The sequence below is a fragment of the Microbacterium sp. ZW CA_36 genome (assembly GCF_044987475.1).
Taxonomy (GTDB): Bacteria; Actinomycetota; Actinomycetes; order Actinomycetales; family Microbacteriaceae; genus Microbacterium.
The window spans coordinates 19,739-45,640 of the sequence record NZ_JBJDRL010000018.1; the positions used below are offsets into that span (position 1 = coordinate 19,739).

A 25,902-nucleotide genomic window follows, 5' to 3' on the forward strand; every position below is an offset into this window, starting at 1 on the left:
CTTAACTCGGAATGACTTCCACAGAAAGTGCCTGCGTGCATCGCTGTCTCGATCGAGCGTAGGTCGAGATCGAGTGCTCGGTGCGGGTAGGTTCCGGGTCGCGGTAGCGAGTTGGTGAGCCGTGTCGCGCGGTCAGGCGCTCAGAAGCTCGATTCGCCGCTGTGGGCTACGAGCGTGCGGTCGATCAATTGGCGATTCATCTATCGCACTCACTTCGTGTGACGCTGCGATTTGATCCTCGATTAGGTGCGAGATGGCGTCGCTCAACAAGCGATAGCTCTGAGGCGGCTCTAGACCCCACGCCCGCAGTTGCGCCAAACCGATCGGCGCCGGGAATCGATGCGGCTCGGCGACCTCGATGAGGGTGCCGTGCCGCTGGCCGCGAAGGTAGTCAAGTATCTCCGCAGATGACAGTGTGGTTGCCCGCCGCCGTCGGCGCGCAACGAGCCACGCTGGCATGGTGTCGACCGAGCCAATCGAGAAGGACCCGACCAACTGGCAAACAGGGCTCGACGCATAGACGAAAACCTTGCTGCCGGCCGGCCGAGCCGAGAATCGGCGCCTAAGCTCGTGCGACTTCTGACCCGCGAGTATCGCTTCCGCGTACCGTGGCCGGATCGACATGAGGATGGCACCCGTCATCGGGTCTCCAGAGGCTGATGATGCGCGTTCATGAGTGACCGAAATAGTTCCGATGGGATGGGCCTCGGCGAGACAAATTCTGCCGCGACCCTGTGCGGCTTCGCGTACTGGCGAAAGGATGCCAGCGACACCGGCCGCTGAAGAACCTCCGTGTCCTCGATCTCGAGGACAGTCACGCGTCCACGACCATCCGCTGCCGCCTCCACCTGCGATCGCTTGTAGACGCCCATCCCGCTGAACTTGCGGTGCGCTTCTTCGGCACTCATGGTCTGGCTTGCGACAGCGACGGAGATCGCGAAGAACTTCTGAACGATATTGGTTCCCTCAGTTGAGGCGTACCAGAGAATTCGCCCCGGCAGCGATCGGAACGGGTTGCTTCGGCCACTGCGGTAGTACACATGGCGCCGAGACAAGCCGAGCGCTCTGCGTTGTTGCAGCAGGTTGGGCGGGTAACCGAACAATTCCATCGCCGCCGACGGCCTGATCGGAACGACGTAGCAAGCCATGCTTTCGTCCCAGATCTTGATCGGCCAATGTCGCCACTCGAGCGCGCGAGACACCGACTCGCCAGCCTGCGTAGATCCCACGCGATCCAGCAACACTTGCAACTCCGAATCATGCGGAAGCTCGCCGGCAGTGACGTGCCGGCCTATGGGGCGGGCCGAGTACAAGCCGTCCTCGTCTCGAAAGAATCCGTCCTCGCGCAGCGCTCCGACAATCTTTCGAGGAAGCCGCTTGTCAGTGATCGCTACGCGTTGGAGCCCCAGCTCCAATGCGTCCAGTCTGAGTTGACGCGCGAGCTGAAAGGCGATCGAGGAATCGTGAGCAGAGGAAGCGACGCGCATGATCGGAACTTGCAACTCATCATTTCGGGGTCGCACCGCGAGCAAGGCAACAGCTCCGCGGTCTTCGATCAGCACCTTCGCCTCGCCGGCGGCCAGTGCAGCCCTCAGCGAGGGGCGGAATTCCTTCGCTCGCTCGCCTTCCGCGAAGCACAGGAACGCCTGCTCCAACTGCTCGTCTGAGAAGTCCCGAGCATCATGCCAACGCAGATCGATGTGCTCGAATACCCCGGGAGCGTAGGTTTGCAGGACGCCGGACGACTCGAGAACATCGGCAATCAACTCATGCGGCCGGACTATCGCGACCCCGAACCGATCCTTGATGGAGCCGCGCGCTGCAAGCACTCCTTCGTCGTTTGTTATGAAGTACTGCGCGTCGGCCCGGACGGCGTCGGCGAGGTGCTTGGCGTCATTTTCCAGACTGGGATCGCGCGCTACCGCTCTCCCGCCGAACGAGGCGACAAGCTCGCGTTCGATCGATGTGTCGTGGGGTCGGGTAGTGGGTAGGCGAACCCAGCCCTGTGCCCCCGCAATCTGACGCACCCTCTCACTGGCGTCTTCGTTGTCGTTGAGTTCGTGGTCGAGTTGAACCGACACGGCAAACGTCACCTCCTCGGCGACCCAGTCCGCCATGAGCCCCTGCGACGCGGCCCGATCAGGCCGCTGAACCTCAGCAGAGGAGTAGAGGTCGATAACGATGTTCGAGTCAAGCACTGCCAGCGGCTTAGTCGACTCCAGGGCGCTCGACAACAGGAGATCCGGGGCTCCAAGAGGGCGGGTCCAGAGCGTAAGGGGCAGTCCTTGCGCGTTTCTTCCGGCTGCCTCCGAGGAGGGCGACAGGCCAGCTTCTGCCCAGAACCGGTTGAGCCCGTAGTCGCGTCGACAACGCGCAATGATTCCCGTCGCGGACGGATTGTCAGCGATCGCCTGATCGATAAGCTCACGACCAAGCCCACGTCCGCGCGCCGCTCCCGACACACACACGTGTGTCAGCCGAATAACAGACCGCGTGACGCGGTACAGGACATAGCCGAGGACCACGGTGTCCTCAAGCGCAATCAGCAACTGGCCCTTGTTCCCGGCGTCCCTGAAGACGGCGTCCGGGAGAAATCCCAATGTTTGTCGGTGCTGCTTGGCGAGGTGGATCACGAGCCGTAGCTGCGATTCGGCGTCAGGAGCGCCTGGCTCCCACCGCCGGATCTCCGTGCTGTCACTCATGATCTCATCGTGGCCTAGTTGCACGTGTATCCAGTGACACGACTTTCGTGACACTCCTACCTTCATTTCGAACTGCGTGCGTCGCTGCAAGGGCGAGCGCGGATTCTTGGCGCAGGGTGCCGGGTGTCTGCGATCAGGACCGGCCCACCGCAGCAGTGCGCCCGAGATACGTTCCGGTCCACGGTGCGAACAGCGGTTCCGGCGCGTCGTGGAGCATCTCGAGAGCGGTCGACCGTTCACCAACCCACGCCGCCACGTCGCTGTCGAGCAAGCGGAACATCGAGTCGACTCGTTGAAGTTGTCGCACCAGCCCCGTCGTTCGGCTGAATACCGGCTCCCAGTGAGCGAGACGGTTGCGAAAAGCGTTCAGCTTCTCGACCTCATCGTGAATCTGCCCGCGGGCGCGGGGAGCGAATATCGGGCTCAGTACTGGCGTCCAGATCGTCGATTCCCGCTCGGCCCGGGTAAGCGCGCACCAAAACCCGAACGTGAGGTTCGCAACCACGTGCCCGTGGGTGCGGGTACCCCTACGCGCCATCTCAATCGCGGTCCGCGACTTCTGGTTCGTCCGTCGCTGCTTGATCCGGGCAGCCTCAAGACCCCGCTCGATCTTCCACAGAGAATCGGTTGGTGAGGTCCAACCTGGGAAGGCAGCACTCAGCGCAAGGTCGTACCGATTTCGGAGCAAGACCTCGAGATGCCCTACGTCGTGCAGCAGAACGGCGGTGATGCTTGCGTTCCACTCGTACAGCCGGAGCGCTCGCCCTTGATCGTTCTCGGCTGCGGCCAGGTACACTCCTAGCCGTCCCGCGGACAGGAACTTCTCCGAAGTCGCTGAGTCGAGGGTGGCATCGGGCACGGACTAGATCCTATTGATAGCGCTGATGCCCTCAAGGCGGACACGTGGCATAATAGTCACGTTCCAGTGGCGAACTCAGTCCTCTGGCTTCGATTCGAAGCTAGGCAACACTTGGATTAAGAATTGGTGGCCGTGACCCGATGAGGGTCACGGCCATCTTCGTTGGCACCGGATATCAGGCCGTGGACTCGGCTGCCTGGCACCGGACGAGCCTGCGTCATCGCTGTTCACGAAGTTGCACGCCCACCGGCGTCCACAGACGTTCGAGGCGATCTCGGCCGCGAGTCCGCAGAAAGTCCGCAGAATCCCCGTTCCAGCACTCCCGCCGGCATCCGCGTCCAATCGCAGATCCGCGGAATTCCGCGGATCTCCCCCACGCCCCATCCTGCTCAATCCACCCGATGCCGTTCGTCATCAGCTGGGATGACCCACGAGGGCGGAGATGACGGCTGCCGTGGCAGGGGCGGCGAACGAAGACCCGAAGGCGACAGCGGAGCACCCGGCCTCGAGGAACGCGAGAGCGTTGCCGGCATCAACGCCTCCGGTCGCGACGAACTTCGCTGACGGGAATGGGCCGCGCATGGCCCTGATCCAGTCCGGGGTGAGCAGAGATGCGGGGAAGGCCTTCAGGAAGTTGCAACCGCCTGCGAGGGCCGTCGCCACATCGGTCGCCGTCCCCACCCCCGGAAGATGTGGGATTCCGTCGGATGCCGCGAGGGCAATGATCTCGCGATCGGTCGCGGCCGCGACGGTGAACGCCGCGCCGGCGTCCACGGCCACGCGAAACTGATCGACGCTGTGGATGCTGCCCGCACCGACCAATTCGCCACGGGCGGTCGCGGCGGCCGTAGCGGCCTGCAACGCGGGAACCGCGGACGCCGATGCGATCGGCACCTCTACAAGGCGCACGCCGAGGTCCCACGCCAGGTGGCAGAGCTCGACGGTGCGGTCCGGGGACTCGCGGCGCAGGATGACCACGACCGGCGCGCGTGAAGTCATCTCCTCGAAGAAGTCGCTCATCGCAGTGTCGCTCCTGAGGACTCGATCAGGTCGGGAGTGATGGTGTCTGACATCGACCTCAGCGCGACCGCCGCCGCAGCGTGCCCGCGGGTGAGCCGTTCGCCTGCGTCGGCCGAGTCCAGGAAGCCGCCGAGCCATCCTGAGGCGAACGCGTCCCCTGCACCCACAGGCTCGAGCACGTCTATCGAGAGCGCGGGCACCACCACGGTGTCGCTGGTCGTGATCTCCGTCGCATCGAGGTCAGCATCCTTCACGATGAGGTGGCTCGGGCCGGCCTCGCCTATCGAGAAGAGGTCTGCGAGACCTGCTTTCTCGACGCCCCACACGGCGCGAGCCTCGTCGGCGCCGACGAAGACGACATCGGACTGCCGCGCGAGTGCGAGCAGCTGATCGGCGGTGTCGCTTCCCGCCAGGGAGGAGCGATAGTTGACGTCGAAGCTCACCACTGCATCAGCGAACGCGCGCTGCACCACCACCGAGTCGACGAGCGCGCGGGGGCCCGGACCGAGTTGCGACGTGATGCCCGAGACGTGCACGACACGAGGTCGCGATGCCTGGGCCCACGACCTCGCCTGCTCCACTCCCATGAGACTCGCCGCGGACCCGTCCCGGAAATAGATGACGCTCGTCGCGTCCCCGCCCGGATCCTTGAAGAACACGCCCGTGCGGCCCGTCCCCACGCCGACCAGCGAGACGTCCACGCCCGAAGAGGCGATGTGGTCCCGCAAGATCTCGCCGAATCGATCGGGCCCGATCAGACTCGCCCACGCGGAGGAGAAGCCAAGCGCGGCAAGATCCATGGCGACGTTCGACTCGGCGCCGGCAACGTGCAAGGTCAGTGTCGCCCCGAGCGCGAGCGGAGTCGGCACGGTGGGCGCCACGAGCAGCATCGACTCCCCTATGCACAGAACGTCGGGAGTAAGAACGGGACCTGTCACGGTACGAGTTTCCAGTCGTTGTATGAATCACTGTCTTGGCGACCGAGCCGCTGGTCGAGCAGCACTGGGCTGTTCGACCAGCGGTCGGTTCATCTCGTCCAGCCACACACGGTCAGCGCTTGAATGTTCGAGCCATAGGTGCCTGAGAGAGGTCCCGGAAGCTCCGCAGCCGCCCACGCGCCGTTGGACAGGGCCGTGGCTGAGGTGTCCGTCAAGGTTCCGGTGTTCACAAGGAGGGCGTCGTGGCCCCCCGCCGGCTTGGTGACGGTCACCTCGCCCTTCGTGACGACGACCTCCTGGTTCCAGTTCCACGTGAGGTCCGTGCGATCGAAGTCCTCGCATACCTCGACCGGGGTGTAGGGCTCCGGCACGCCCGCGCAGGGCGAGTCGATCTCCGGGAAGGCCGGGCGTGCGGTGAGCTCGCCGCCCTCTTCGAAGAACACCGATCCCGCACGGTGATATCCGGTGCCGTATGCGGAGAGGGTTACCGATGCGCTCGCGGTATCGTCGAACTCGAAGGTGCCGAGTGTGATCCATTCACCGCTCACCGCAGCTTGATCGACGGCGATCGGGGTCACGCCGTTCGCGTGAGCGACCGTGTAGACCGCTTGGGTCGCACTCTGCGAGTTCGTCGTCGCGAAGACCGAGACGGTGTACACACCGCTCGCCGGCAGCGTCGGGGTCCATGTCGCCGTGGCGCACGACTGTGCTTGAGCGTAGCGCGAGCGTGTGTCGTGGAATCCGACCAGGCTGCTGTCCAGCCATGCGCCCGTCTCTGTGTACCAGGGCGCACCGTCGGTCGCGTGGAGGATGCCGTCACGCAACTCGATCGGAATGGCCAGAAGCTCTCCCTCCTCAGCGTCGACGACGTTCAGCTCCACGGCCGCGAACGTGCCGTCGGCGGGGGCGGTGGTCGTGAACGTGACAGTCTGCTTCCCTCCGGCCGGGATGCTGTACGGCTGTGTCGCAGGGGTGATCGTCCAGCCCTGCGGAGACAGGATGGAGAGCTCCCCCGTCCGTGCGCTCGCGCTGCGGTTGTACACCGTGAACGTCGTGTCGCTGGCACCGCCCGGATTCTCGATGAAAGGCGGGGTGGAACTCGCCCCGTACGCGATGAGCGCCGATGAGGTGGCTTGCGCATACGCTTCGATCTCGTAGATGCGGGTCGTCCCGCGGGGAAAGACGATGCGCACGGCGTCCCCGGTCACGGGCTGGTCGAGGACGACGACCGCCGGACTGATCGGGCTGCCTTTGACAGAAGCCACGGTCGTCCAGACTCCCCCGCTGCGCACCCGAACGGTGAAGTCGGTGACGATGTTCTCGCCGCGAGTGCCGCTGTAGACGCGGAACTCGGACATCGACTGCGGGGCGTCCACCGTCAGCGTGAGGGTGGGAGCCGCGTCGCCTTCCGCCGACACCCAGCGACTGTTCTCCCCCCAATAGTTGCCATCCGCCACGCATTCCGCATGTGTCGGCGTCCGAGTGCTGCTCGCCGTCACGGTGGCACCGGCGAGCAGGTCGCCACTGTCCGGGATCACGCCGCTGCCCGGCGCGGCGGGGACGATCTCACCCTCGCGGTCAAGTGTCGCGAAGTAGAGCGCGGGGTGGTCGATGGGCGAGTCGAGCCACGAACTCAGGTACAGCACGTCGGTGCCGTCGGGGCGCATGTAGGCAGCCATCTGCGCCGTGTTGCGTTCTCCCCCGAGCCAGTACGTCTCCCAGTCGCCGTCGCCGCGACGCTCGACCACCGTGAGTCCTCCACGCCAGTGGATGTCCAGATCGCGGCAGTCCGTCGTCTCCTGATTGAAGAACACTCGTGTGATGCCACCGGCTTCCGTGGCCCCGAGGGACGCGGTGACCGTGGTCGGCTCCAACAAGGTCTCGCGAACCCACTGGGCGCCGTCCCACTCCGCCCACAGCACGCCGAACTGGCCGGTGTCGTTGTAGCGGTAGGCCACGCCTGACAGCGAACCATCGTCAGCAAGCGTCATCCGGGCGGTCTGGATGATCCCCGGACGGGATTCGTATCGAGCGGACGTCGTCGTGGCCGGAAGCGTCACCTCACCACCGCTGACATCCTCGAACGTGCCGGCAGCAGGGTCGTAGACGAGGTATGTCCCGTCGTAGCGGTCACCGGATGCACCCGGCACATGGGTCCACTCCCAGAGCAGGTGAACCCGTCCGTTCGCGTCCACCTGGAGATCGTCAGGGTACGGGGTGAAGCCCTCCTGGTCTGCCACGGTCGCCACCCGCGTCCATGCGGATGACGCCAGCTCGTAGCGGTAGAGGTTGCCCATGTACCGCTCGCCGGGATTCGCTCGGATCAGCAGGTAGATATCGCCATTGGGCGCCGTTGCCGGCACCGGGTACGTGAACACGCTCGCCTGATCGGGCATCGCGCCCGATGCGTCGACCATCGCGATGCCACCCGGCTCCTGCGAGCGGTAGTACTGCCAGCCGCTGTTGTGCATCGAGACGAAGGCGTGCACATACCCGTCGCCGTCGATCGCGATCGAGGGCTGGCTGTGCCCGTTGTCGTCCAGGTACTCGACGCAGCCGCCCTCCGGCGACGGGAGACACGCGGAGGTCCACGCCCCCAGCGCGTCTCGTTTTGCGAGCACGACCTGATGGCGCCGATCCGTCGCTGCTGGAGCGTCGTACGCGAAGTAGGTGGAACCGTCGTATTCGGCGATCGGATGCCACCACCCGGCCCGGTTCGATTGATCCACGGCGCCGGGGACCTGTTCGATCTGCAGCGATTCACCCGGCGGTACGTCCGCGATCGCGGGCGGCGCGGCCATCAGGCCGATAGCGACTGTCGCGGCGGCTGCGGCAGCCAGAAGCATGCGAAACTTCATGAGCGACTCCATTCTGAGCATCATTGCGTCGTGATGACGATATCGCATCCAGATATTGGATACAAGAACCATCTGTTAATTGCGTGCGTGCACGACGAGTCCCCCTCCTCTGAGAGGGGGTCTCATCTCCGAGGCCGAGAACTCATCCTGCGGCGAGCCTGCGGACCGCCTCTTCGTCGACGTGGATGCCGAGCCCGGCGCCTGCAGGAACCGCGACGACTCCGCCCTCGATCCAGGCTCCGGACGTCCCGATCGGCTCGAGGAACGCGACATCGAGGAAGGAGTCCGACCTCTCGGCGATACGCGGACCCCACTCGACCGCCAGCAGATCATCGACCGCCGCCGACACGTGAAGAGCCGCTGCATAGGCGATGCCGGACGCCATCGAATGATGTGGCGCGAGGGGAATATGGTGGGCGCCCATGATGGTGGCGATGGAGATCGCCTCCGTGATGCCCGTGCGCCCGAGGTCGGGTTGGGCGATGGCCATCGCTCCCGCACCCGCCCACTGCGCGAACTCGAAGCGGTGCCGCATCGCCTCACCTATCGCGATCGACGTGCCGCTGTAGGCCGCAAGACGCACATGCCCGTCGACGTCCTCGGGCGCGAGGGGAGCCTCGAGGAACCAGGCGCCCCGTTCGTCGAGTCCGCGCGCGAGCCGGCGGGCATCCCCTGCGCCGTGCACCCAGTGCGCATCCAAGGCGAGGCGCGACGTTCCGACTTCGGAGCGTACGACGTCGTACTCGGCGAGCGCGATCTCCGGCGGTCCGACGAGATGGACTTTGAACCGTTCCATCCCTCGCTCGTAGAGCAACGCGGCAGTTGCCGCCTTGGCGTGCGCCGAGGCGCCGTTCACTTCGCTCATGTAGACGGGAACGGCGTCGACGTTCGCCCCACCGAGCAGTGTCTTCACGGGCAACGCGGTCACCTGGCCGAACAGGTCCCACAGCGCGATGTCCACTGCGGCGATCGCGTCGGCCTGGATGCCCGACAGGTGTCCACGCTCACGCCCCGTCTGCTGCAACCGGCGCGTCAGCGGCCGAGCGCCGGCGGCGATGTCGACGCCCACCAGGAACGGCGCGAACACCTCGTCGATGAGAGCACCCGGCGCCTCGGGGGAAGCGGGGGCGAGAGCCTCGCCCCATCCGACGTGATCATCGGTGGCGATGCGCACGAGCAGGAGTTCGTCTGCGGTGGGATAGATGCTGCGCACACGGGGCGCAGCTCGAAAGCGTTCCGTCGGCGCGCCGTCGTCGCGTGGCACCCGCAAGCGGAATGTCTCGACGGAACGGATTGTCGTGGTCACGTGTTCGTCCCTTCAACGCCGGCGCCGCCGGCGATCGTCGCCGCGAAAGCGGGAGTGGGCGCGGCGCTGCGCCCGACGTCCACGGCGAGGATCCTGCCCGCGAGCTCCTCACCCGGCACGCGGGCGGTCGTGACGAGAAGGGCGCCCTCCCACAGGGCGACCGCCGTCGGTCTGCTCACGGGCAGCGGCACGATCTGCGCGGTATGCCCGTCGCTCGTGAGGCGACGTACTTCCGCGGCATCCCACATCGCCACCCAGACATCGCCGTCGTCGTCGAGGGCGATCCCGTCAGGGTTGCCGCCGGAGCACTCCGACACGGTGACACGCCCGGAGAGACCGCCGGCGTGCACGGCGAAGCGCTCGAGCCGCCGGTGCGGCAGCGTGTCGACGTAGTACATCGTCTCGCCCGTCGCGTCGAAGACGATGCCGTTGGAGACCGTCACCGCGTCCAGAACTCGCGTGACGGACAGGGATGGATCGATTCGGTACAGCGCGCCTGCCGGTCGGCGGGGATGCGTCTGCGAGCCGACCCAGAACGATCCGTCCGGGGCGCAGACGCCGTCGTTGAGGGTGCGGGTGGCATCCGGTGTGATTCCGGCCACGAGAGGTGAGAGGCATCCTTCGTCCGTGACATGCACCAGATCTCGACCGGCGGCGACGATCCAGCCTGCGCCGTGCTCGACGAGCGGGGCGGCGGCACCGATATGAGGGCCGACTCGAACCGACCGCGTGGTGATCACCGCTCCATCCGCGAAGCGACCGGTGTGAAAACAGCCCGAGATCAGATCGATCCAGAGCAGTTCACCCGAGCGGGGGTCGATCCGGGGAGACTCGGCTTGACCGAACCGGTCACTGATCGGCTCAGCTCTTGACCGCACCCGCGACCCCCTCGACGAATGTGCGCTGGAGGAAGAGGAACACGATGACGATCGGGATGATCGCGATCGACGCGCCGGCGGCGAGACCTGTCCAGTCTGTGGTGTCCGTGCCGAAGAAGTTGTACATCCCGACGCCGAGGGTGCGCAGATCCGGACGGCCCAGAGTGAAGACGAGCGGGATGAAGAAGGCGTTCCAGGCGCCGATGAAATTCAGGAGCACGACGGTGCCGGTGACCGGCTTGGCGAGTGGAAGGGCGACGGAGTAGAACCGGCGCAGGTAGCCTGCCCCATCGATCCGAGCCGCCTCATGGAGCTCTTTCGGCAGACCGGAGAAGAATCCGACGTAGAGAAGGACGGGAACGGCGAGTCCGGATGCCTGGGCGAGCGCGGCACCGATCAGCCCATTCTGCAGCCCCAGGGCGGTGACCAACTGGAACACCGGGATGATCGTGTACCCGTGCGGGATGAACATGGCGGCGATCAGGACGCCCATGATCACCTTGCGCCCCACGAGGTGCGGGTCGGACAGTGCGTATCCTGCGAGCGACGACACCGCCACGACGATGAACACGACGGCCGCCGAGAAGACGAGGGTGTTCAGGGTGTACTCGCCGAACCGGCCGACGGTCCACGCTCGCACGAAGTTGTCGAGTGTGAACTCGGTGGGCCAGAGACCGATACCGCCCAGGAGCATCTCCCGTTGCGACTTGAAGGCGGCGGTGACCATCCACAGGAACGGATACACCCAGATGAAGGCGATGGGCGCGAGAAGCAGATGCCACCATCGCACCCGCCGACGCTCCCCACGGGCGCGCCCCGTGCGTGGGCTCGGCAGCGTCTTGGGGATCATGGGGGCTCCCGTTGCGGCGGGTTCGCTGTCGGCGATGCTCGGCGTCAGTGAAGCGGTCATGCGGCGTTCCTCCTGATTCCGGCGTTGAGGAAGGGTGCCTGAAGCAGGGTGAGGACCAGCGTGCACAAGCCGAAGATCACACCGACTGCGCACGCGAAGCCGTAGCGCGGTGCCGCTGCCCCGGGATCGAACGCGTATCGGTAAATGTACGTGGAGATCACGTCGGTGGAGAAGATGGGCCCTCCCCCGGTCATGACCTGCACGAGGTCGAAGGTGTTCAGGCTGCGCTGGAACGTGAGCAGGAGGATGACGGCGGCGATGGGGATGAGGACGGGGACGGTGACGTATCGCAGTTGCTGGAACGCGTTGGCGCCATCGATCCGAGCCGCCTCGATGAGATCCTTGGGGACGGTCTGCAACGCGGCCAACCAGTAGATCAGAGTGATTCCGAAGCCCTTCCAGATGTCCACCGCGATGACGGTGGGCAGCGCGAGGTCGGGGTTGCCGAGGAAGTTGACCGGCCGCTCGACGAGCCCCAGGCCGAGGAGAGCTTCGTTGACGACGCCACCGACGGGAGCGAAGAGCACGGCCATGACCATGCCGACGATCGCGGTGGTGGCGACCACGGGCAGGAAGAACGCAAGACGGTAGAGATTGCGCATGCGCAGCAACTGGTTGTTCAGGATGACTGCCAGCACGAGCGCGAGTGGCAGCTCGATCAGCAGGGCCGCGAGGGAGAAGAGGAACGAGTTGGTGAAGGCGTTCCAGAAGGCGGGTGCGGTGAGCGCTTCGACGAAGTTGTCCAACCCGACCCAGTCCTGCGGCGCGCCGACTCCGTTCCAGTCGAAGAAGGAGTAGCCCCAGCTGGCAAGGATCGGCCAGATCGTGAACCCCACAAAGAGTACGAGCAGGGGAAGGATGAACACATAGCCCCAGATCGTCGCCTTACGACGTTCGCGGTGTCGTGCAGTCGTGCTTGTCATTCGGGTCCTCTTGGTCCAGGCCCGCGCGCGTTCGAAGCTGCGCGCGGGCCACGGGATTGCTGTGGGCAGCCGACTACGGCACGTAGTCCTCGAGCGGGTCCCAGTCGGGGAATGTGATGGCATCTCTCACATCCGGTTCCGTGCCTTCGGACTCCGTGATCAGCGCCTCCATCGATGCGGTGAGCTGAGCGGCGAGCGGCGCGTAGTCCACATTCCCGATGATGGACTGCAGAGCCGCGGCCGACCAGGAGAGGTTCGCGTCGCTTCCCGACGCCGCCCAGAACTGCGCGCCGCCGTTGTCCTGGAGCTGCGGGTTCGGTGCGGTGCGGATCAGTTCGGGAGAGACCTCCAGGAGTGCGGCCTGATCGGGGTTCTCGGAGGCCTCCTCCTCCCACGCGCTCGGCGATGCGGTGAGCGTGCCGAACTTCTCGTAGTAGGCGGCGTAGAACTCGACGGAGGAGAGGAAGTCCATCAGCTTGAGGGCTGCCTCAGGGTGATCGGTCGTCGACGACATGCTCCAGATCGGCTGGAAGGCCGAAAGGCGAGGTACGTAGCCGTCGCGACCGGAATCGGGCGTGGGGATGGCGGCGAGCTCCATCTCGATCTCGGGTGAGAGCTTGCGGATCTCGGCGACGTGCCACGCAGCACCGGGGTACATCGCGACGCGACCGGCGGCGAACTCGGTGAACGTCTTCGCTTGGTCGAAGCTCTCCCAGCCGGGCTCGAACACACCGTCGACCTGCATCTGCCGCCAGGAGTCGACGAGCTCGACGATCTCGTCGTCTTCGTACAGCGGCCCGCCCTTCGTGAGGTCGATCCCATTGACCACCGACGCGGGGCTCGCCGTGTTGGCGAAGGCGTAGAGGCCGAGCCCGTCGGTGGCGGTGGGCACGAACCCGTACACCTGGCCGCCGCCGCCCTCGGTGATCGTGCGCGCCATCTCCTCCAGCTCCGACCAGGTCTCGGGCGGGCCGTCGTAGCCGTACTCAGCGAGGATCTCGGCGTTGTAGATGAGGGGTTGAGTCAACCCCCAGTCCCCCCACGTCAGCGGGACGCTCACGAGTTCACCGTCTCGATGCAGGCCGGATGTCGCGGGCTCCATGGATCCCTCCGGGAACCGGGCGATGAACTCGTCCGTGACGAGGTCATCCAAGGAAGCGACCCATCCACGCTCGTGGAACAGATCGAGTGTCGCAGCTCCCTGGGCCCGGAACACGTCAGGCGCCTCGTCCTGCTGGAACATCAGCTCGACAGCGTTGACGTGCTGCGCGGCGGGGTTCTCGATGACGTTGATCGTGATTCCAGGGTTCGCTTCCTCGAACGCGTCGAACTGCTCACGGTAGAACTCGCTCGCCCCGGGCGGATCGGGAACCAGAGCGACCGTCAACTCCGCGTCGTCGCCGGCCTCGGGCTCGGCGGCCGGCGCGCCGAACAGGCTGCAGCCGGAGAGCAAGAGCCCCACCCCCGCCGCGACCAGGCCTGCGGCGATGCCGCGCCCGATGCTGTGTCCTTGCCTCATTGCACAACCTCTCTGTCGTGGACTGATGTCCCCTGCATGCTAACACGCTGATGGGTTTCATATCCACCATATGGTTGCTATGTTCGTTTTTTGATCCCATCATCTCTAGATTCAGCAACGGAGCATCCATGACGCGCCCCACCGCCACCGGCCTGATCCCCGTCCTGGCAACACCATTCCATGACGATGGAACACTTGACGCACCGAGCCTTGCCCGGCTCGTGGCGTTCGAAGAGCGATGCGGCGTAGATGCCGTTGCGGTCTTCGGAATGGCGAGCGAGGGCTTCACGTTGACGACCGACGACCGTGCGGAGATCCTCGCGACACTGCGGAGCGTGTCGCCGGACATGCACGTTGTGGCTGGGGTATCCGCACCCGGGGTAGGCCCCGCTCTCGAGCAGCTGGAGGCGATCGCGGACGGCGGCGCCCGCACCGCGATGGTCATGCCTCCGCACATGGTCAAACCGAGTCCCGCCCAGGTCGTCGACTTCTTCGGCATGGTCGCCGACCGCGCGGACTCGCTGGGGGTCTCTGTGATGGTGCAGGATGCCCCCGGCGCGACGGGGCTGGAGATGAGCGCGGATACTCTCTCGAAAGTGTGCCTCTCGGATGCGGTCGTGAGCGTCAAGATCGAATCGCCGCCGACGCTCGTCAAGTTCGAGGCGCTCTGGCCCGTCGCCGAGCTCACCGGCACGCTCATGATCGGCGGAATGAACGCGCAGTTCGTGGTGGACGAGTATGCCCTGGGCTCGGTGGGCACCATGCCTGCCTGCGAGTTCAGCGACCTTCTGGTGCCCGTGCTGGACCGCCTGGCCGCTGGCGACCACACCCGCGCCCGCGAGATCTATGGCCGCCTCCTTCCTCTCCTCGTGTGGGGGCTTCAGCCGGGCATCGCCTATGCGGTGCACAAGGAGATCCTCGTCCACCGCGGCATCATCGAGTCCGCCGCGGTGCGAGCACCCGCACGCCCGATCAGCGATGCGATGCGACTCGCTACGATCGACGTGTTCGACTCCGTCCTGTCGGACGTGACAGAGGTGGCCGAATGCTCGCCGGTGCGCGCGTAATACTCGTCGGATCACTTTCCCCGCTGGGACTGGAGATCGCCGACCGACTCAGCCACCATGGCGCGCGCGTCGTGGGGATCGACCACCGAACGGGCTCGACAGCGCCCTCTCTCGTTTCGCACGTCGTGGCGGACATGAGCCAGGCGGAGGCCGCAGAGGCGGCAGTGGACGACGCTGCCGCCATCCTGGGTGGACTCGATTGCGTGGTGGTCGGCGCTGCCGTTCAGCGAAGAGGCCGCGTGTGGGACACGACCGATGAGACCTGGCGAGCCGTGATGACGGGAACCCTCGATACGACGTTCCACACGCTGCGGCGGTCCCTCCAAGTGCTCCGTCGAGGCGGCGCGGTCGTCGCGATCTCGTCGGTCAACGCGGATCTCGCCCATCCCGCGAGCGCGGCCTACGCGGCATCCAAGGGCGCGATCAATGCGCTCGTGCGGCAGTCCGCGCTCGACAGCGCTCCGCGCGGAATCCGGGTGAACGCGGTCGCGCCCAGCGCGGTCGACGGACCGGCCGGCACGCACGCCGGTTACCCGATGGGCCGCACGGTCTCTGCCAGGGAGGTGGCTGACACGATCGCCTTCCTCGCCTCGCCGCTTGCCGCCGGCATCACGGGGGTCGTCCTTCCCGTCGACGGCGGCCTCTCGATCACCTCCGCTGCGGCGATGACGCGCGACTCGTTCGTCGCGGAACTCGCCGATGGGGCGAATGCCTTCGGAGACGGACGACGCGGATGACGGGCTGGCCGGGGCGGCTGCGGGCGGCGGTGCCCTGGGTGCCCCGTCTCTTTCTGCTGCAGCTCGGCTGGCTCTGCCACTGCCTGGCCGGCGGAATCGTGCTGGGAATCGCGCCCGCGACCAACGTGCTCGCCGCACAGCTCGCGAAGTACCTCGCGCACCCGGATGCGGCATTCGAGTGGCGCGCGAGCTGGCGGCTCTGGCGCGGCGAGTTCTGGTCGTCGCAGCTGCGGTTGGGAGTCCCGCTCGCGCACGGCGCACTCGTCGCTCTTTGCCTGTGGCTTGCCCGCGGCACTTTCCTCGCGGCGCCCGCGGCCATCTTCGCGTTCGCGTATGCGACGTGGCTGCTGCTCCTGCCCGCGGCCGCGCGGCTCAGCGGCGACCCTTCCGCGCTCGTGGGCTGGCGCGCCGGGCTGGTGATGCTCGCTCGGGTTCCGATCGCCGCGGCACTCGTGAGCGCTGCATCCGCCGCCGCTCTCGTGCTCGGGGTCGCCTACTCTCCTGCGGCCGTGCTCGCGTTCGGAATCAGCGGGCCCCTGCTCGGCGCCTCGCTCGTTGCGATGCGCTACGCGCGGACAGCGACACGGGCCACGTAGCCCAGAGCCGTGGAGATCAGGTCGGCCTGCTCGATGAGGATCATCGCCAGCTCCTCCTCGCGCTCGTTCATCCGCAGAACGGAGAGGGGACCCGAAATGGACACAGCAGCGACGACCTCGCCTGACCGATCGCGAATCGGCGCCGCGATGCACGCGCGACGAAGGGCGAGCTCCTCATTCTCGGTGGCATAGCCTCGCTCTGCCACGCGAGCGACCTCTTCGGCAAGCGCGTCGACGTCCGTGATCGTGTGGACCGTGTACCGGTCGAACTCGCTTCCGAGGATCGCGGTGATCTCCGCCTTGCTCTTGCCGATGAGCAGGGCCTTTCCCATGGCAGTAGCGTGCAACGGGCCGCCACGACCGATGAGAGTGGAGTTGCGCGGCGCATCAGCACCCTCGAAGTTGCACAGGTACGACAGATGCGCGTCAGCGCGTTCGGCCACGTTGACGCCGGTGCCCAGTCGTGCCGCGAGGGACTGTGCGACCTGGCGTGCGGCCGAATGGACCGGGTGGTCGTTGAGCATGATCCCGGCGAGGTTCACCACCTCCGCCCCCAGCGAGTACATCCCGGTCTGCGGATGGTGACGGAGGAAGCCGAGTGCCGTCATCGCCGAGACCATCCTCGAGACCGTGGACTGCCCGAGACCCGTGGCAGCCACGAGGTCGGCGACACGCTGGCGTGGCCGCTCGGGGCTGAACGCGCTCAGCAGGCTGAGAGCGCGGTCTATGCTCTGCGTTCCCGGGACGGATCGATCGGCGGTGGTCACGGGCTACCTCCAGGTTCACTTGACACATAGGGTATCTCAATATGCCATCCTCATCCACCATATGGATGAGGCGGGGCCGGGCCGCCATGCGACCCGGCCCCGCATCGTGTTGCTGACGACTAGTGGCGCCCGTAGATGAGGTCACCATTGGCCACATCGACCAGGTACAGAATGTCCTTGTTCGCGGCGGTGCGCTCTACGGCGATGCGTTCGATCGGCAGACCGTCGGCGACGGAGTGGGACGCCCAGGCGGCTCCGGTGTCAGTCGCGACGAACGCGCGATCGGTACCCGAGTTCACCACGTAGTACACGCGAGCCCCCTCTGTGGGATGCCAGGTCACATCGACGGTGGCTCGCGTCTGCGTGCCGGAGTGCACGATGTCGCTCAGCCACGAGCTGCCGGTGTTCTCAGCGAAGCGGACCTCGAAGATGCTGCCCGAATCAGGACTGCGGTACCGGTAGGCGACCTTCGGGTCCGAACCGTCCAGGGTGAGTTTGGCCGTCTGGACCCCGAGATCGTCGAGGGCGTAATCCTCGGTGCCCGAGAGCGTCTGGATCACGTCCGATGTGGACGGCGTCGTGGGAAGCGTCATGGTGGCGCCGCCGCTGTCTTCGAAGGTGCTGGTGCCGGGCTTGTAGACGATGTAGCTCAGCGCATGCCGGTAGCCGGAGCTGGGGAATCGCGACCAGCTGTACACGAGGTGCACGTTCCCGCTCGCATCGACTTGAATGTCGTCGGGGTAGACCGCCTTGCCCGACTCCTCGGCGAAGATTCCGACCGAATTCCATTGCTGCGACGAGACGTCCCATTGGTACAGCCTGCCCGGCCGTGAAACGACGTTGCCTGCAGAGTCGAGTCGGTCGACGCGCGCCGCGAGGTAGACGTCACCGTTCGGTGCGGTCGCGAGAACGGGATAGGTGACCTTCGTGTCCTGGTCCGGCATTTCTGCCGATTCGTTCTCGAGGTCTCCGAGCCCATTGGATCGGTAGTACTTCCACGGATCCGTATGCATCCCTGCGAACACGTGGAGCTCGCCGTTCCCATCGCGTGCGACCGAAGGCTGGGCGTGTCCCAGGTCGTTGTCGAACTCGGCGGGAACGCCGCCATCGAGCAATCGATGTTCGGCCCAGGTGACGACACCGCTGGAGGTGATGCGCTCAGCGACGGACACGTGATGCGTGCCCGTTCCGGCGGGGGTGTTGAACGCCATATAGGTGTTCTCGGTCGCCCCGACGTACGTCTCCAGCGGCGTCCACCACCCAGCGAGGTTCGACGCGTCCATGTCGTACGGCACCACATCCAACGACGCCGTCCCGGCGGTGGCGGATGCCGGCACGAGGACGGCGGCGGTGACGGCGGCGAGCGCGAGCGCGCCCGCCAGACTCGTTCTCTTCATGCGATGCTCCTTTGCATCTCCGGGGCCCCGCGCGGGGCTCAGGCGGTCAGCGGATTGGGGTATGGCCGCTCCCAGCCGCGGCGCCCGAACGCGTCGACGCTCCAGCCGACGGGCACGGCGCGGTCATCGGTGAGGACCTTGAGCGAATCGAGGACCTCGACGGTCAGGGCCTGATCGAGGCGGAGGAACACCTCGAGGTGGGCTGGATCGCGCACGAGATTTCGCTGTTCGAACGGATCGTTCTCAAGGTCGAACAGGAGAATCTCACCCGTGGCGTACTTGTGCAGTTTCCAGCGACCGTCGTATGCCATCCAACCGCCCGTGAGCATTCCGAAGATCACCTCGCGCCCGCCGTCCGCGGTGGTGGTCGCGGGCAAGGGGACGCTGTCCATGTAGCTGGGCACAGCGCACCCCGCCTGCTCGAGGATCGTCGCCGTGATGTCGTGGAGTTCGACGAGTTGGGGCTCCACGCGGTGCCGCGGACCGCCGGGGATCTTCACGAGGATGGGAACTCGGATAGCACCCTCGAAGTACATGCCCTTCCCGATCATGTCGTGATCGCCGAGCAGGTCGCCATGATCGCTCGAGAGGATGATGACGGTGTTCTCGGCGACGCCCGCCTGCTCGAGGGCGGCGACGACCCGCCCGATCTCGTCATCGATCTGGGCGACGAGCGCTGCATAGTGGGCGCGGATCCTGTCTTTCGACTCCTCAGGGAAGTCGGTGTAGTCGACCCGGTTCCACGCACGCAGATTGCCCTCGATGTTCTTCTGACGAAGAACTCCGGTGTTCTCAGGTACGGCGGGGACGGCGTGCGGGACTTTGCCGGCGTCCACGCGCTCCAAGGTGTCAGGGTGAGGATCGTACTGACAGTGCGGGCCGGGGAATCCGACCATGAGCGCGAAGGGGCCGTCGCCGGCGTAGGTCTCGATGAACTCGACTGCGGCGTCGCCGACGAAGCCGTCGGGCGTCAGCTCGCGCGGGGTGTCGTTGACGACGGCGCCCTTGTGCTCGTGATAGCCCTCGAACTCGTCACCGTGTCGCTTGCGATAGCCCGCCTTGCGGAGCGCGTGATCGTGATCATCATGAACATTCAGCCAGCGCTTGTCTTCGGCGATGACGCGGTAGCCGAATCCCCAGGACGCGTCCCACGGATAGAAGTGCATCTTGCCGATGGCTGCCGTGAGGTAGCCGCGCTCGGCGAGCAGCTCGGGCCAGGTACGCATCCCGAGGTCGCGATAGTCCGGACGGAGCCCGCGGAGGTTGTCGGTGACGCCGGTCTTGATCGCGTCCATTCCCGTCAAGAGCGCGGTGCGCGCCGGAACACAGACGGGATAGGCCGAGATGGCGTTCTCGTAACGGATGCCCTCCTCGGCGATGCGATCCATATGAGGAGTCGGCGCGAAGTCGGCACCGTAGCTGCCGAGGAAGTCGGCTCGCAGCTGGTCACACAGGATGAACACCACATTGGGTTCGGTCATTGTTCATGCACTCCGTTGCTCGTTTCTTCGACGATAACTCTAGGCACCGCCATGTGCAAGCGCCATCCATATTGCGAGTTATGCAGTCATTGCAATGCAGCCTACTTCACAGCGTATCGAACACAACATCTCAGAACATCTCATCTTGTAATGCTCTTGTGATCTCGATCAGTTGACCTGTGGCGAGCCTCACCCCAAGCTGATGAGCAGCCTTGCGGCCAGAATGACGGCCGGATCTCGACCCGGGCGCGCCGATACTGAGGGATGAATCGTTGCCACAACTCTCAACTACTTCACATAAGTTGTCAAATAGTCACAGACCACGCCTCTCCGATGGACAGTTCGCCTTCCTTCTGCTGAGCCCTGGTCTCGTGCTCCTGGCGTTGGTGGTCGTCTACCCGCTCATCACTGCACTCGCCACGGCCTTCTTCGAGCAGAGCCTGGTCCTGCCTGGCCGGGAATTCGTCGGCCTCGCGAATGTCATCGACGTGCTGGGGGGCGAGTTCCCGCAGCTCCTCGCGCAGACCCTCGTGTTCACGGTCGGCGCGACCGTGCTGCCGTTCGTGATCGGTTTTGCCCTCGCGCTCGCCCTGAACACTCGCATCCGCGGCGCAAAGGTCATGCGCGGTCTGATGCTGATCCCGTGGCTCGTGCCCGGCGTCGTGGTCTCGTTCCTGTGGATGTGGATCTTCAACGCCAACTACGGCGTGATGAATGCCGCCCTCCAGTCGATCGGGGTCATCGACGAACCGCAGGCCTGGCTTGCTCAGCCGGCCACGGCGATGGGGGCCGTCATTCTCGCCAAGACTTGGCAATCGTTCCCCTGGATGATGGTGATGCTTCTCGCCGGCCTTCAGACCGTGCCCCGCGAGCTCCACGAGGCAGCGGAGATGGACGGAGCGGGAACGGTCCGTCGCTTCTCGGCGGTCACGGTCCCGCATATGAAGGGGATCATCAGCCTCGTGCTGCTGCTGGAGTTCATCTGGAACTTCCAGCATTTCGAGATCATCTACGTGCTCACCGGCGGTGGGCCCGCCGGCAGCACCCAGACCTTCGCGACCGCCGTATACGAGACGGCCTTCCACGGGTTCGATCTGGGGCGTGCCGGCGCCATCGGCCTGCTATGGATGCTGCTGCTCATGGTGCTCGTCGTCGTCTACGTCCGCTTCACGGAGAAGGGAGAGAACCGATGAAGGCTGCGACACAGTTGGCTGCGGGGCCCGTGACGCCGATGCCTGCCGAGGTCATGATCGACCAGGTCGTCGGGGGTCAGCGCGGTCGGCGTCGCCGGACACGAGCACTTCGCGCGGAGCGACCGGGTGTGCGGATCTCGGCATGGATCACTGTCGTCGTGCTCGGTGGGTTCGCACTGCTACCGGTCTATTGGCTCGTGGCGACCTCACTGACCCCGGCGACGCAGGTGTTCGCGTATCCTCCTCGCCTCATCCCCAGCGAGATCACACTCGAGGCCTACGCCAAGCTCTTCGCCGACCCCGACCTCTTCATCTATCTGCGCAACAGCGTGATCGTGTCGGCCATCACGGCCGTGCTCTCCGTTCTCGTGTCGGCGTACATGGGGTACTCGTTCTCCAAGTTCCGCTACCGCGGCCGACGCGCCCTCATGTACTTCGTGCTGGCCTCGCAGATGTTCCCCCAGGCCCTGCTGCTCGTCACGCTGTACACGGTGTTCGCGGCGTACGGGCTCCTGAACACGTACACCGCTCTCGTGCTGTCGTTCACGACCTTCACCCTGCCGCTGTGCGTCTGGATGCTTAAGGGCTTCTTCGACACCATCCCGGATGAGCTCATCGAGGCGGCACGCGTCGACGGCGCCTCCCGCCTGCGCACCATTCACTCGATCGTCCTGCCGCTGTCGGCTCCCGGGCTCGTGGCCGCGGGGCTGTTCGCATTCGTCCGCGGCTGGAACGACCTCATCTTCGCGCTGACGCTGGCCGGTCCCGACAAGCAGACCCTTCCGCCCGGCCTCGTCAACACCTTCATCGGCGAGGCATCGACCGCGTGGCCAGAACTCATGGCCGCGTCCATCGTGACCTCGCTGCCTGTCGCCATCGCCTTCATCGCCCTTCAGCGCTACCTCGTCGGCGGCTTGACCGCCGGAGCGGTGAAGGGTTGACAGCCCTGAGCCCGGTCCTCACGTCTCACCCCGCAGTTCCCCGAACCCTCGAAGAGGAGGAACCTCCATGTCCGAATCCACCCTCATGAACGCCACTCTCACGCGTCGTCGCGCCCTGCAGCTGCTCGGAATCGGCGCCGCCGGCGCCGCTCTGGCCGCATGCGCTCCCACCGGCGTCGGAACATCTCCGACCACACCGACCGCCGCAGCCGGTGGAAGCTTCACGCCGACCGACTTCGACTTCGCCAGCTGGGCGCTCACCGAGGAAGCCTCTGCGCCCGCGATCAAGGCTCTCCTCGCGGGCTACTCGGATGCCCAGCACATCACGATCGGTGAGGTGTCGTTCCCGTACAACGAGTACTTCAACCAGATCATGCTGCAGATCCGGGGCGGCCAGTTCATGGGTGCCGCACAGGTCGACGTCGCCTGGCTCGGCTCGCTGGCCGCCCTCGGCACGCTGCAGGACGTGTCTGCCGTGACGAAGGATCGCGGGTACACGCAGGCCGCACTGGAGGCCGCGCAGTTCCACGGCGTGCAGTACGCGTTTCCCTGGACGATCGGCGCGATCGGCCTTCTCGCCAACTCCGAGATCCTCGACAAGGCAGACATCCCGAGCGACGACTTCCCTGTGACGATCGACGACTACGAGACGGCGCTGAAGAGGCTGAAAGGCCTGGGTGGCGGGCTGATCCCGTATGCGGCATCGACCAAGGCGGCGCAGCTGAAGGACGTTCTGATCTGGATGGAGACCTTCGGCAGTCCCCTCGTCGAGGACGGGGAGGTCACGATCGGCGACGAGGCGAGTGTGGCGGCGGTCGCGTGGTACAAGTCGCTCTACGACCAGGGCCTCATCGCAGCCGATGTCGATCGGTTCGACGCACGCTCGCTGTTCTGTCAGGGACGCGCGGCGATCTACGACGACGCCCCGGTCGGAAGGAACGCGGTCACCAAGGATTCGCCGGATCCGAAGCTCGCCTCCAAGCTCGTCCCCGTCTCGCGGCCCGTGCTCGAGGTGGGTGATGCTCCTCGCGCATTGGTGTGGGGCAACGCGATCGCCATCGTCTCAGGCGAAGGCGCCGAGACGGCGGCGGACTTCGCGCGATGGGCGACATCCGATCTCACGGCCGTGCTGGCCGACCACGAGGTGCGTGGGCTGCCGCCGGTGACCGAGAAAGCGTTGTCGTCCGAGGAGGTTCTCGGCGATGCGTTCGGCGCGACCTTCAGCGAGCGCATCACGGCGACGGCGACCACCAACCCGTTCTGGCAGTACACGCAGTACGCCCAGATCGAGTCGACGATCGCAGAGAAGGTGCAGTCGGTTCTCATCGGCCAGCAGAGTCCGAAGGATGCCATGACAGAAGCGGGCCGCATCGCTCAGACGCTGATCGGTTAGCAGCCGGCGCGACGCCCCGGCATCTTCGCAGCCTCGACCGACCTCGCCCTCGCCACACGCGGGGGCCGCCCGAGAAGGAAATACGCAAATGCGCACACAGACCGTCGAAGCAGACATCGTCATCGTCGGCGGCGGCCTCGCAGGTGTCTGCGCCGCCGTCGCGGCGGCGCGCCAAGGTCGGCGGGTGGTCCTGGTGAACAATCGGCCGGTCCTGGGTGGCAACTCGTCCTCGGAGGTACGGGTGTGGGTGTGCGGGGCCACCGCCCACGGCAACCAGCGCTGGGCTCGCGAGACCGGCATCATCGGTGAGCTGTACGTCGAGAATCAGTTCCGCAACCCGGAGGGCAACCCGGTCTATTGGGATGATGTCGTGCTCGACGCGGTGAGACGCGAGCCCAACATCGCGCTATTCCTCAACACGGACGTATCGGAGGTGGACGCGATCGGACCCGACGAGGCGCGCCACATCCGATCGGTCGTCGGCTGGACGATGGGCGCGGAAGTGCGCACGACCTTCCGTGCCCCGTTCTTCATCGATTGCACCGGAGACGGACTGATCGGCCACCTTGCCGGGGCGAGGTACCGCCTCGGCAAGGAGGGCCGCTCGGAGTTCGGCGAGGACTGGGCGCCCGAGGAGCCGGTGCGCGAGTTCCTGGGCTCGACACTGCTCTTCTATACGCGCGATCTCGGCTACCCGGTGAAGTATGTGGCGCCCGAGACCGCCAAAGACATCACCTCCACGCCGATCCCGGACTCGCGCATCATCCGCAGCGGCGACAGCGGCGCTCACTACTGGTGGATCGAGTGGGGCGGCGAGCTCGACATCGTGCACGACAACGAGCGGATCCGCGACGAACTGCGTTCGGTGATCCTCGGTATCTGGGACTACATCAAGAACTCCGGCCGCTTCGACGCCGACAACCTCACGCTCGAGTGGATCGGCAACGTCCCGGGCAAGCGGGAGTACCGCCGCTTCGTCGGCGACTACACCCTTCACCAGGGCGACGTGATGGCGCAGACGAGCTTCGACGACGGCGTCGCATTCGGCGGCTGGTCGATCGATCTCCACCCCTCGCAGGGGATGTACGCGGAGGGGGCGGGCGCACTGCAGCGGTTCTCAGACGGTGTCTTCGAGATCCCGTTCCGGTCGCTGTATTCGGCCAACGTCGACAACATGCTCATGGCCGGGCGCGACGTGTCCGCCACGCATATCGCGTTCGGCGCCGCCCGCGTCATGGCCACCTGCGCCGCGATGGGCGAAGCCGCCGGCACGGCCGCGGCGCTCTGCGTCCAGCTCGACCTCGAACCGCGCACGCTGTACCGGGAGCATCGAGAAGAGCTTCGCCAGACCCTGCTGCGGTGGGACGCCTCCGTGCTGGGCGTCGCCAACGCCGACCCCGACGACCTCGCCCTGGGCGCCCGCGTCACAGCATCGAGCTCTCGCAGCCGCATCTGTGCGGGAATCGGCGACACAGAGGTACGCACTCCCCTGCCCCTCTCGCACGATGTCGGCATCGTGGTGCCCGTCCACCCGCGGCTCGAGAGCGTCGACCTCTACGTGGCTGCGGAGTGCGACACCGAGCTCACGGTGGAGGTCTTCTCGACCGGCAAGCCGCAGAACGTCGTACCGGCCGACCGCGAGCACTCCGCGACGGTGTCGCTGGCGGCCGGGGGGGCGCGCTGGATCACCGTGCCCGCGGCATTCGCCCCCACGGGGCCGCAGAACGCGGTGATCGTGCTGCGCGCCAACCGCCACGTGACGGTGCACACGACTCACCCGCTGCCACCGGGCGTTCTGACAGTGGTCCGACGTGCCGACAACGATGACCGCAATGTCCAGATCAGTCACGAGGGGCTGCTCGTGCAGTGGCCGACCAAACCCCTGCGGGGGCTCTCGGTCGTCTTCAGCGTGTCGCCTGAGAGCGAGGCGCATGCTCCGGCGCGCGCGGTCGGCGGGTACCAGCGCCCGTTCGCAGGACCGAACGCATGGGCGTCTGCGCCACTCACCCCGGGTCGCGGCGAGTGGCTGCGGCTGGACTGGGAGACTCCGGTCACGGCTCACGAGGTGCGGCTCGTCTTCGACGACGACGTCGACCTCGAACTCAACACACTGCACCACCACCGCAGCCCCGACGAGGTGCTCCCGCAGCTGGTGCGCGACTACCGGCTCGAGGTCCTTCCCGCTGGCGAGTCAACGGCTGCGGGATCCGCGGTCCCGCAGTGGCGCTCGATCGCCGCGATCGAGGCCAACCGTCACCGTCACCGCATCCACCAGCTGCCCTCGGACCTCGGGGCCATTTCCGCCGTCCGCCTCCTGGTGACGGCGACCAACGGTGCACGCGAGGCGCGAGTGGTCGCCATCCGGGTGCAGCGATAAGCGAAGCAGCCGCTACGGTGAACATCGGAGGGCTGGGCAG

General features: G+C 66.0%; 20 protein-coding genes. 7 read left to right on the forward strand and 13 right to left on the reverse strand.

What is annotated here, in order from left to right; translation table 11 throughout:
* Nucleotides 1–638: 638 nt before the first annotated feature.
* From ACI3KX_RS09890 to ACI3KX_RS09935, 10 genes are all read right to left on the reverse strand, one after another.
* Entirely contained in the window at nucleotides 639–2,702 is a 2,064-nt protein-coding gene (locus ACI3KX_RS09890; RefSeq protein WP_404909575.1) for a GNAT family N-acetyltransferase, read from the reverse strand.
* A 133-nt stretch (nucleotides 2,703–2,835) separates the two neighbouring features.
* Nucleotides 2,836–3,561: a hypothetical protein gene (locus ACI3KX_RS09895; protein ID WP_404909576.1), complete on the reverse strand. Its 726-nt coding sequence runs from the start codon at nucleotides 3,559–3,561 to the stop codon at nucleotides 2,836–2,838.
* Between the two features lie 414 nt (nucleotides 3,562–3,975).
* Nucleotides 3,976–4,581, reverse strand: a complete 606-nt coding sequence (locus tag ACI3KX_RS09900) for a bifunctional 4-hydroxy-2-oxoglutarate aldolase/2-dehydro-3-deoxy-phosphogluconate aldolase (protein ID WP_404909577.1) — start codon at nucleotides 4,579–4,581, stop codon at nucleotides 3,976–3,978.
* Nucleotides 4,578–5,519, reverse strand: coding sequence for a sugar kinase (locus tag ACI3KX_RS09905; RefSeq protein WP_404909578.1), 942 nt, complete (start codon nucleotides 5,517–5,519; stop codon nucleotides 4,578–4,580). The genes ACI3KX_RS09900 and ACI3KX_RS09905 overlap by 4 nt, the downstream gene beginning before the upstream one ends.
* Nucleotides 5,520–5,608: 89 nt before the next feature.
* Nucleotides 5,609–8,377: a BNR-4 repeat-containing protein gene (locus ACI3KX_RS09910; RefSeq protein ID WP_404909579.1), complete on the reverse strand. Its 2,769-nt coding sequence runs from the start codon at nucleotides 8,375–8,377 to the stop codon at nucleotides 5,609–5,611.
* A gap of 142 nt (nucleotides 8,378–8,519) precedes the next feature.
* Nucleotides 8,520–9,683 carry a mandelate racemase/muconate lactonizing enzyme family protein gene (locus ACI3KX_RS09915; RefSeq protein ID WP_404909580.1) on the reverse strand — a complete coding sequence of 388 codons (1,164 nt, stop codon included), beginning with the start codon at nucleotides 9,681–9,683 and terminating at the stop codon, nucleotides 8,520–8,522.
* Entirely contained in the window at nucleotides 9,680–10,561 is an 882-nt protein-coding gene (locus ACI3KX_RS09920) for an SMP-30/gluconolactonase/LRE family protein (RefSeq protein ID WP_404909581.1), read from the reverse strand. The genes ACI3KX_RS09915 and ACI3KX_RS09920 overlap by 4 nt, the downstream gene beginning before the upstream one ends.
* On the reverse strand, nucleotides 10,545–11,471 hold the full coding sequence (locus tag ACI3KX_RS09925; protein ID WP_301113659.1) for a carbohydrate ABC transporter permease: 927 nt from the start codon (nucleotides 11,469–11,471) through the stop codon (nucleotides 10,545–10,547). The genes ACI3KX_RS09920 and ACI3KX_RS09925 overlap by 17 nt, the downstream gene beginning before the upstream one ends.
* Nucleotides 11,468–12,394: a carbohydrate ABC transporter permease gene (locus ACI3KX_RS09930; RefSeq protein ID WP_116194285.1), complete on the reverse strand. Its 927-nt coding sequence runs from the start codon at nucleotides 12,392–12,394 to the stop codon at nucleotides 11,468–11,470. Before ACI3KX_RS09930 ends, ACI3KX_RS09925 begins: the two co-directional genes overlap by 4 nt.
* A gap of 73 nt (nucleotides 12,395–12,467) precedes the next feature.
* Entirely contained in the window at nucleotides 12,468–13,913 is a 1,446-nt protein-coding gene (locus tag ACI3KX_RS09935; RefSeq protein ID WP_404909582.1) for an ABC transporter substrate-binding protein, read from the reverse strand.
* Between the two features lie 50 nt (nucleotides 13,914–13,963).
* Between ACI3KX_RS09935 and ACI3KX_RS09940 the strand changes: the two genes are divergently transcribed.
* From ACI3KX_RS09940 to ACI3KX_RS09950, 3 genes are read left to right on the forward strand one after another with little or no spacing between them, the layout of a single operon-like run.
* On the forward strand, nucleotides 13,964–14,980 hold the full coding sequence (locus ACI3KX_RS09940; RefSeq protein WP_404909583.1) for a dihydrodipicolinate synthase family protein: 1,017 nt from the start codon (nucleotides 13,964–13,966) through the stop codon (nucleotides 14,978–14,980).
* The gene (locus ACI3KX_RS09945; protein ID WP_331912810.1) at nucleotides 14,959–15,717 is read left to right on the forward strand and encodes an SDR family oxidoreductase; all 759 of its coding nucleotides are present in this window, start codon (nucleotides 14,959–14,961) and stop codon (nucleotides 15,715–15,717) included. Before ACI3KX_RS09940 ends, ACI3KX_RS09945 begins: the two co-directional genes overlap by 22 nt.
* Nucleotides 15,714–16,313, forward strand: a complete 600-nt coding sequence (locus ACI3KX_RS09950; protein WP_116194289.1) for a DUF624 domain-containing protein — start codon at nucleotides 15,714–15,716, stop codon at nucleotides 16,311–16,313. Before ACI3KX_RS09945 ends, ACI3KX_RS09950 begins: the two co-directional genes overlap by 4 nt.
* Here ACI3KX_RS09950 and ACI3KX_RS09955 read toward each other — a convergent pair.
* The 3 genes from ACI3KX_RS09955 to ACI3KX_RS09965 all read right to left on the reverse strand — a co-directional run bounded on the left by ACI3KX_RS09955 (nucleotide 16,283) and on the right by ACI3KX_RS09965 (nucleotide 19,958).
* A complete protein-coding gene (locus tag ACI3KX_RS09955) occupies nucleotides 16,283–17,080 on the reverse strand; it encodes an IclR family transcriptional regulator (protein ID WP_331912812.1) in 798 nt (265 codons plus the stop codon). The two genes, ACI3KX_RS09950 and ACI3KX_RS09955, sit on opposite strands and share 31 nt — an antisense overlap.
* A gap of 119 nt (nucleotides 17,081–17,199) precedes the next feature.
* Nucleotides 17,200–18,477 carry a BNR-4 repeat-containing protein gene (locus ACI3KX_RS09960; protein WP_404909584.1) on the reverse strand — a complete coding sequence of 426 codons (1,278 nt, stop codon included), beginning with the start codon at nucleotides 18,475–18,477 and terminating at the stop codon, nucleotides 17,200–17,202.
* A gap of 38 nt (nucleotides 18,478–18,515) precedes the next feature.
* On the reverse strand, nucleotides 18,516–19,958 hold the full coding sequence (locus ACI3KX_RS09965; protein ID WP_331912816.1) for a sulfatase-like hydrolase/transferase: 1,443 nt from the start codon (nucleotides 19,956–19,958) through the stop codon (nucleotides 18,516–18,518).
* 371 nt (nucleotides 19,959–20,329) lie between these two features.
* On the opposite strand from ACI3KX_RS09965, the gene ACI3KX_RS09970 reads away from it, so the two are divergent.
* The 4 genes from ACI3KX_RS09970 to ACI3KX_RS09985 all read left to right on the forward strand — a co-directional run bounded on the left by ACI3KX_RS09970 (nucleotide 20,330) and on the right by ACI3KX_RS09985 (nucleotide 25,862).
* A complete protein-coding gene (locus tag ACI3KX_RS09970; RefSeq protein ID WP_331912818.1) occupies nucleotides 20,330–21,151 on the forward strand; it encodes a sugar ABC transporter permease in 822 nt (273 codons plus the stop codon).
* A 53-nt stretch (nucleotides 21,152–21,204) separates the two neighbouring features.
* Nucleotides 21,205–22,092 carry a carbohydrate ABC transporter permease gene (locus tag ACI3KX_RS09975; RefSeq protein ID WP_404909616.1) on the forward strand — a complete coding sequence of 296 codons (888 nt, stop codon included), beginning with the start codon at nucleotides 21,205–21,207 and terminating at the stop codon, nucleotides 22,090–22,092.
* Nucleotides 22,093–22,159: 67 nt separating this feature from the next.
* Nucleotides 22,160–23,485: an ABC transporter substrate-binding protein gene (locus ACI3KX_RS09980; RefSeq protein WP_404909585.1), complete on the forward strand. Its 1,326-nt coding sequence runs from the start codon at nucleotides 22,160–22,162 to the stop codon at nucleotides 23,483–23,485.
* A gap of 88 nt (nucleotides 23,486–23,573) precedes the next feature.
* Nucleotides 23,574–25,862 (forward strand): FAD-dependent oxidoreductase, encoded by a 2,289-nt coding sequence (locus tag ACI3KX_RS09985; RefSeq protein ID WP_404909586.1) that lies wholly within the window; start codon nucleotides 23,574–23,576, stop codon nucleotides 25,860–25,862.
* The last annotated feature ends 40 nt before the right edge of the window (nucleotides 25,863–25,902 follow it).

What these genes read in the sequence shown, in the direction of transcription:
- ACI3KX_RS09910 (WP_404909579.1), bottom strand. Translation starts at nt 8,377, where the DNA reads ATGAAGTTTCGCATGCTTCTGGCTGCCGCAGCCGCCGCGACAGTCGCT.
- ACI3KX_RS09950 (WP_116194289.1), top strand. Translation starts at nt 15,714, where the DNA reads ATGACGGGCTGGCCGGGGCGGCTGCGGGCGGCGGTGCCCTGGGTGCCC.
- ACI3KX_RS09965 (WP_331912816.1), bottom strand. Translation starts at nt 19,958, where the DNA reads ATGACCGAACCCAATGTGGTGTTCATCCTGTGTGACCAGCTGCGAGCC.
- ACI3KX_RS09935 (WP_404909582.1), bottom strand. Translation starts at nt 13,913, where the DNA reads ATGAGGCAAGGACACAGCATCGGGCGCGGCATCGCCGCAGGCCTGGTC.
- ACI3KX_RS09960 (WP_404909584.1), bottom strand. Translation starts at nt 18,477, where the DNA reads ATGAAGAGAACGAGTCTGGCGGGCGCGCTCGCGCTCGCCGCCGTCACC.
- ACI3KX_RS09940 (WP_404909583.1), top strand. Translation starts at nt 13,964, where the DNA reads ATGGGTTTCATATCCACCATATGGTTGCTATGTTCGTTTTTTGATCCC.
- ACI3KX_RS09925 (WP_301113659.1), bottom strand. Translation starts at nt 11,471, where the DNA reads ATGACCGCTTCACTGACGCCGAGCATCGCCGACAGCGAACCCGCCGCA.
- ACI3KX_RS09980 (WP_404909585.1), top strand. Translation starts at nt 22,160, where the DNA reads ATGTCCGAATCCACCCTCATGAACGCCACTCTCACGCGTCGTCGCGCC.
- ACI3KX_RS09945 (WP_331912810.1), top strand. Translation starts at nt 14,959, where the DNA reads ATGCTCGCCGGTGCGCGCGTAATACTCGTCGGATCACTTTCCCCGCTG.
- ACI3KX_RS09985 (WP_404909586.1), top strand. Translation starts at nt 23,574, where the DNA reads ATGCGCACACAGACCGTCGAAGCAGACATCGTCATCGTCGGCGGCGGC.
- ACI3KX_RS09900 (WP_404909577.1), bottom strand. Translation starts at nt 4,581, where the DNA reads ATGAGCGACTTCTTCGAGGAGATGACTTCACGCGCGCCGGTCGTGGTC.
- ACI3KX_RS09930 (WP_116194285.1), bottom strand. Translation starts at nt 12,394, where the DNA reads ATGACAAGCACGACTGCACGACACCGCGAACGTCGTAAGGCGACGATC.
- ACI3KX_RS09890 (WP_404909575.1), bottom strand. Translation starts at nt 2,702, where the DNA reads ATGAGTGACAGCACGGAGATCCGGCGGTGGGAGCCAGGCGCTCCTGAC.
- ACI3KX_RS09975 (WP_404909616.1), top strand. Translation starts at nt 21,205, where the DNA reads ATGATCGACCAGGTCGTCGGGGGTCAGCGCGGTCGGCGTCGCCGGACA.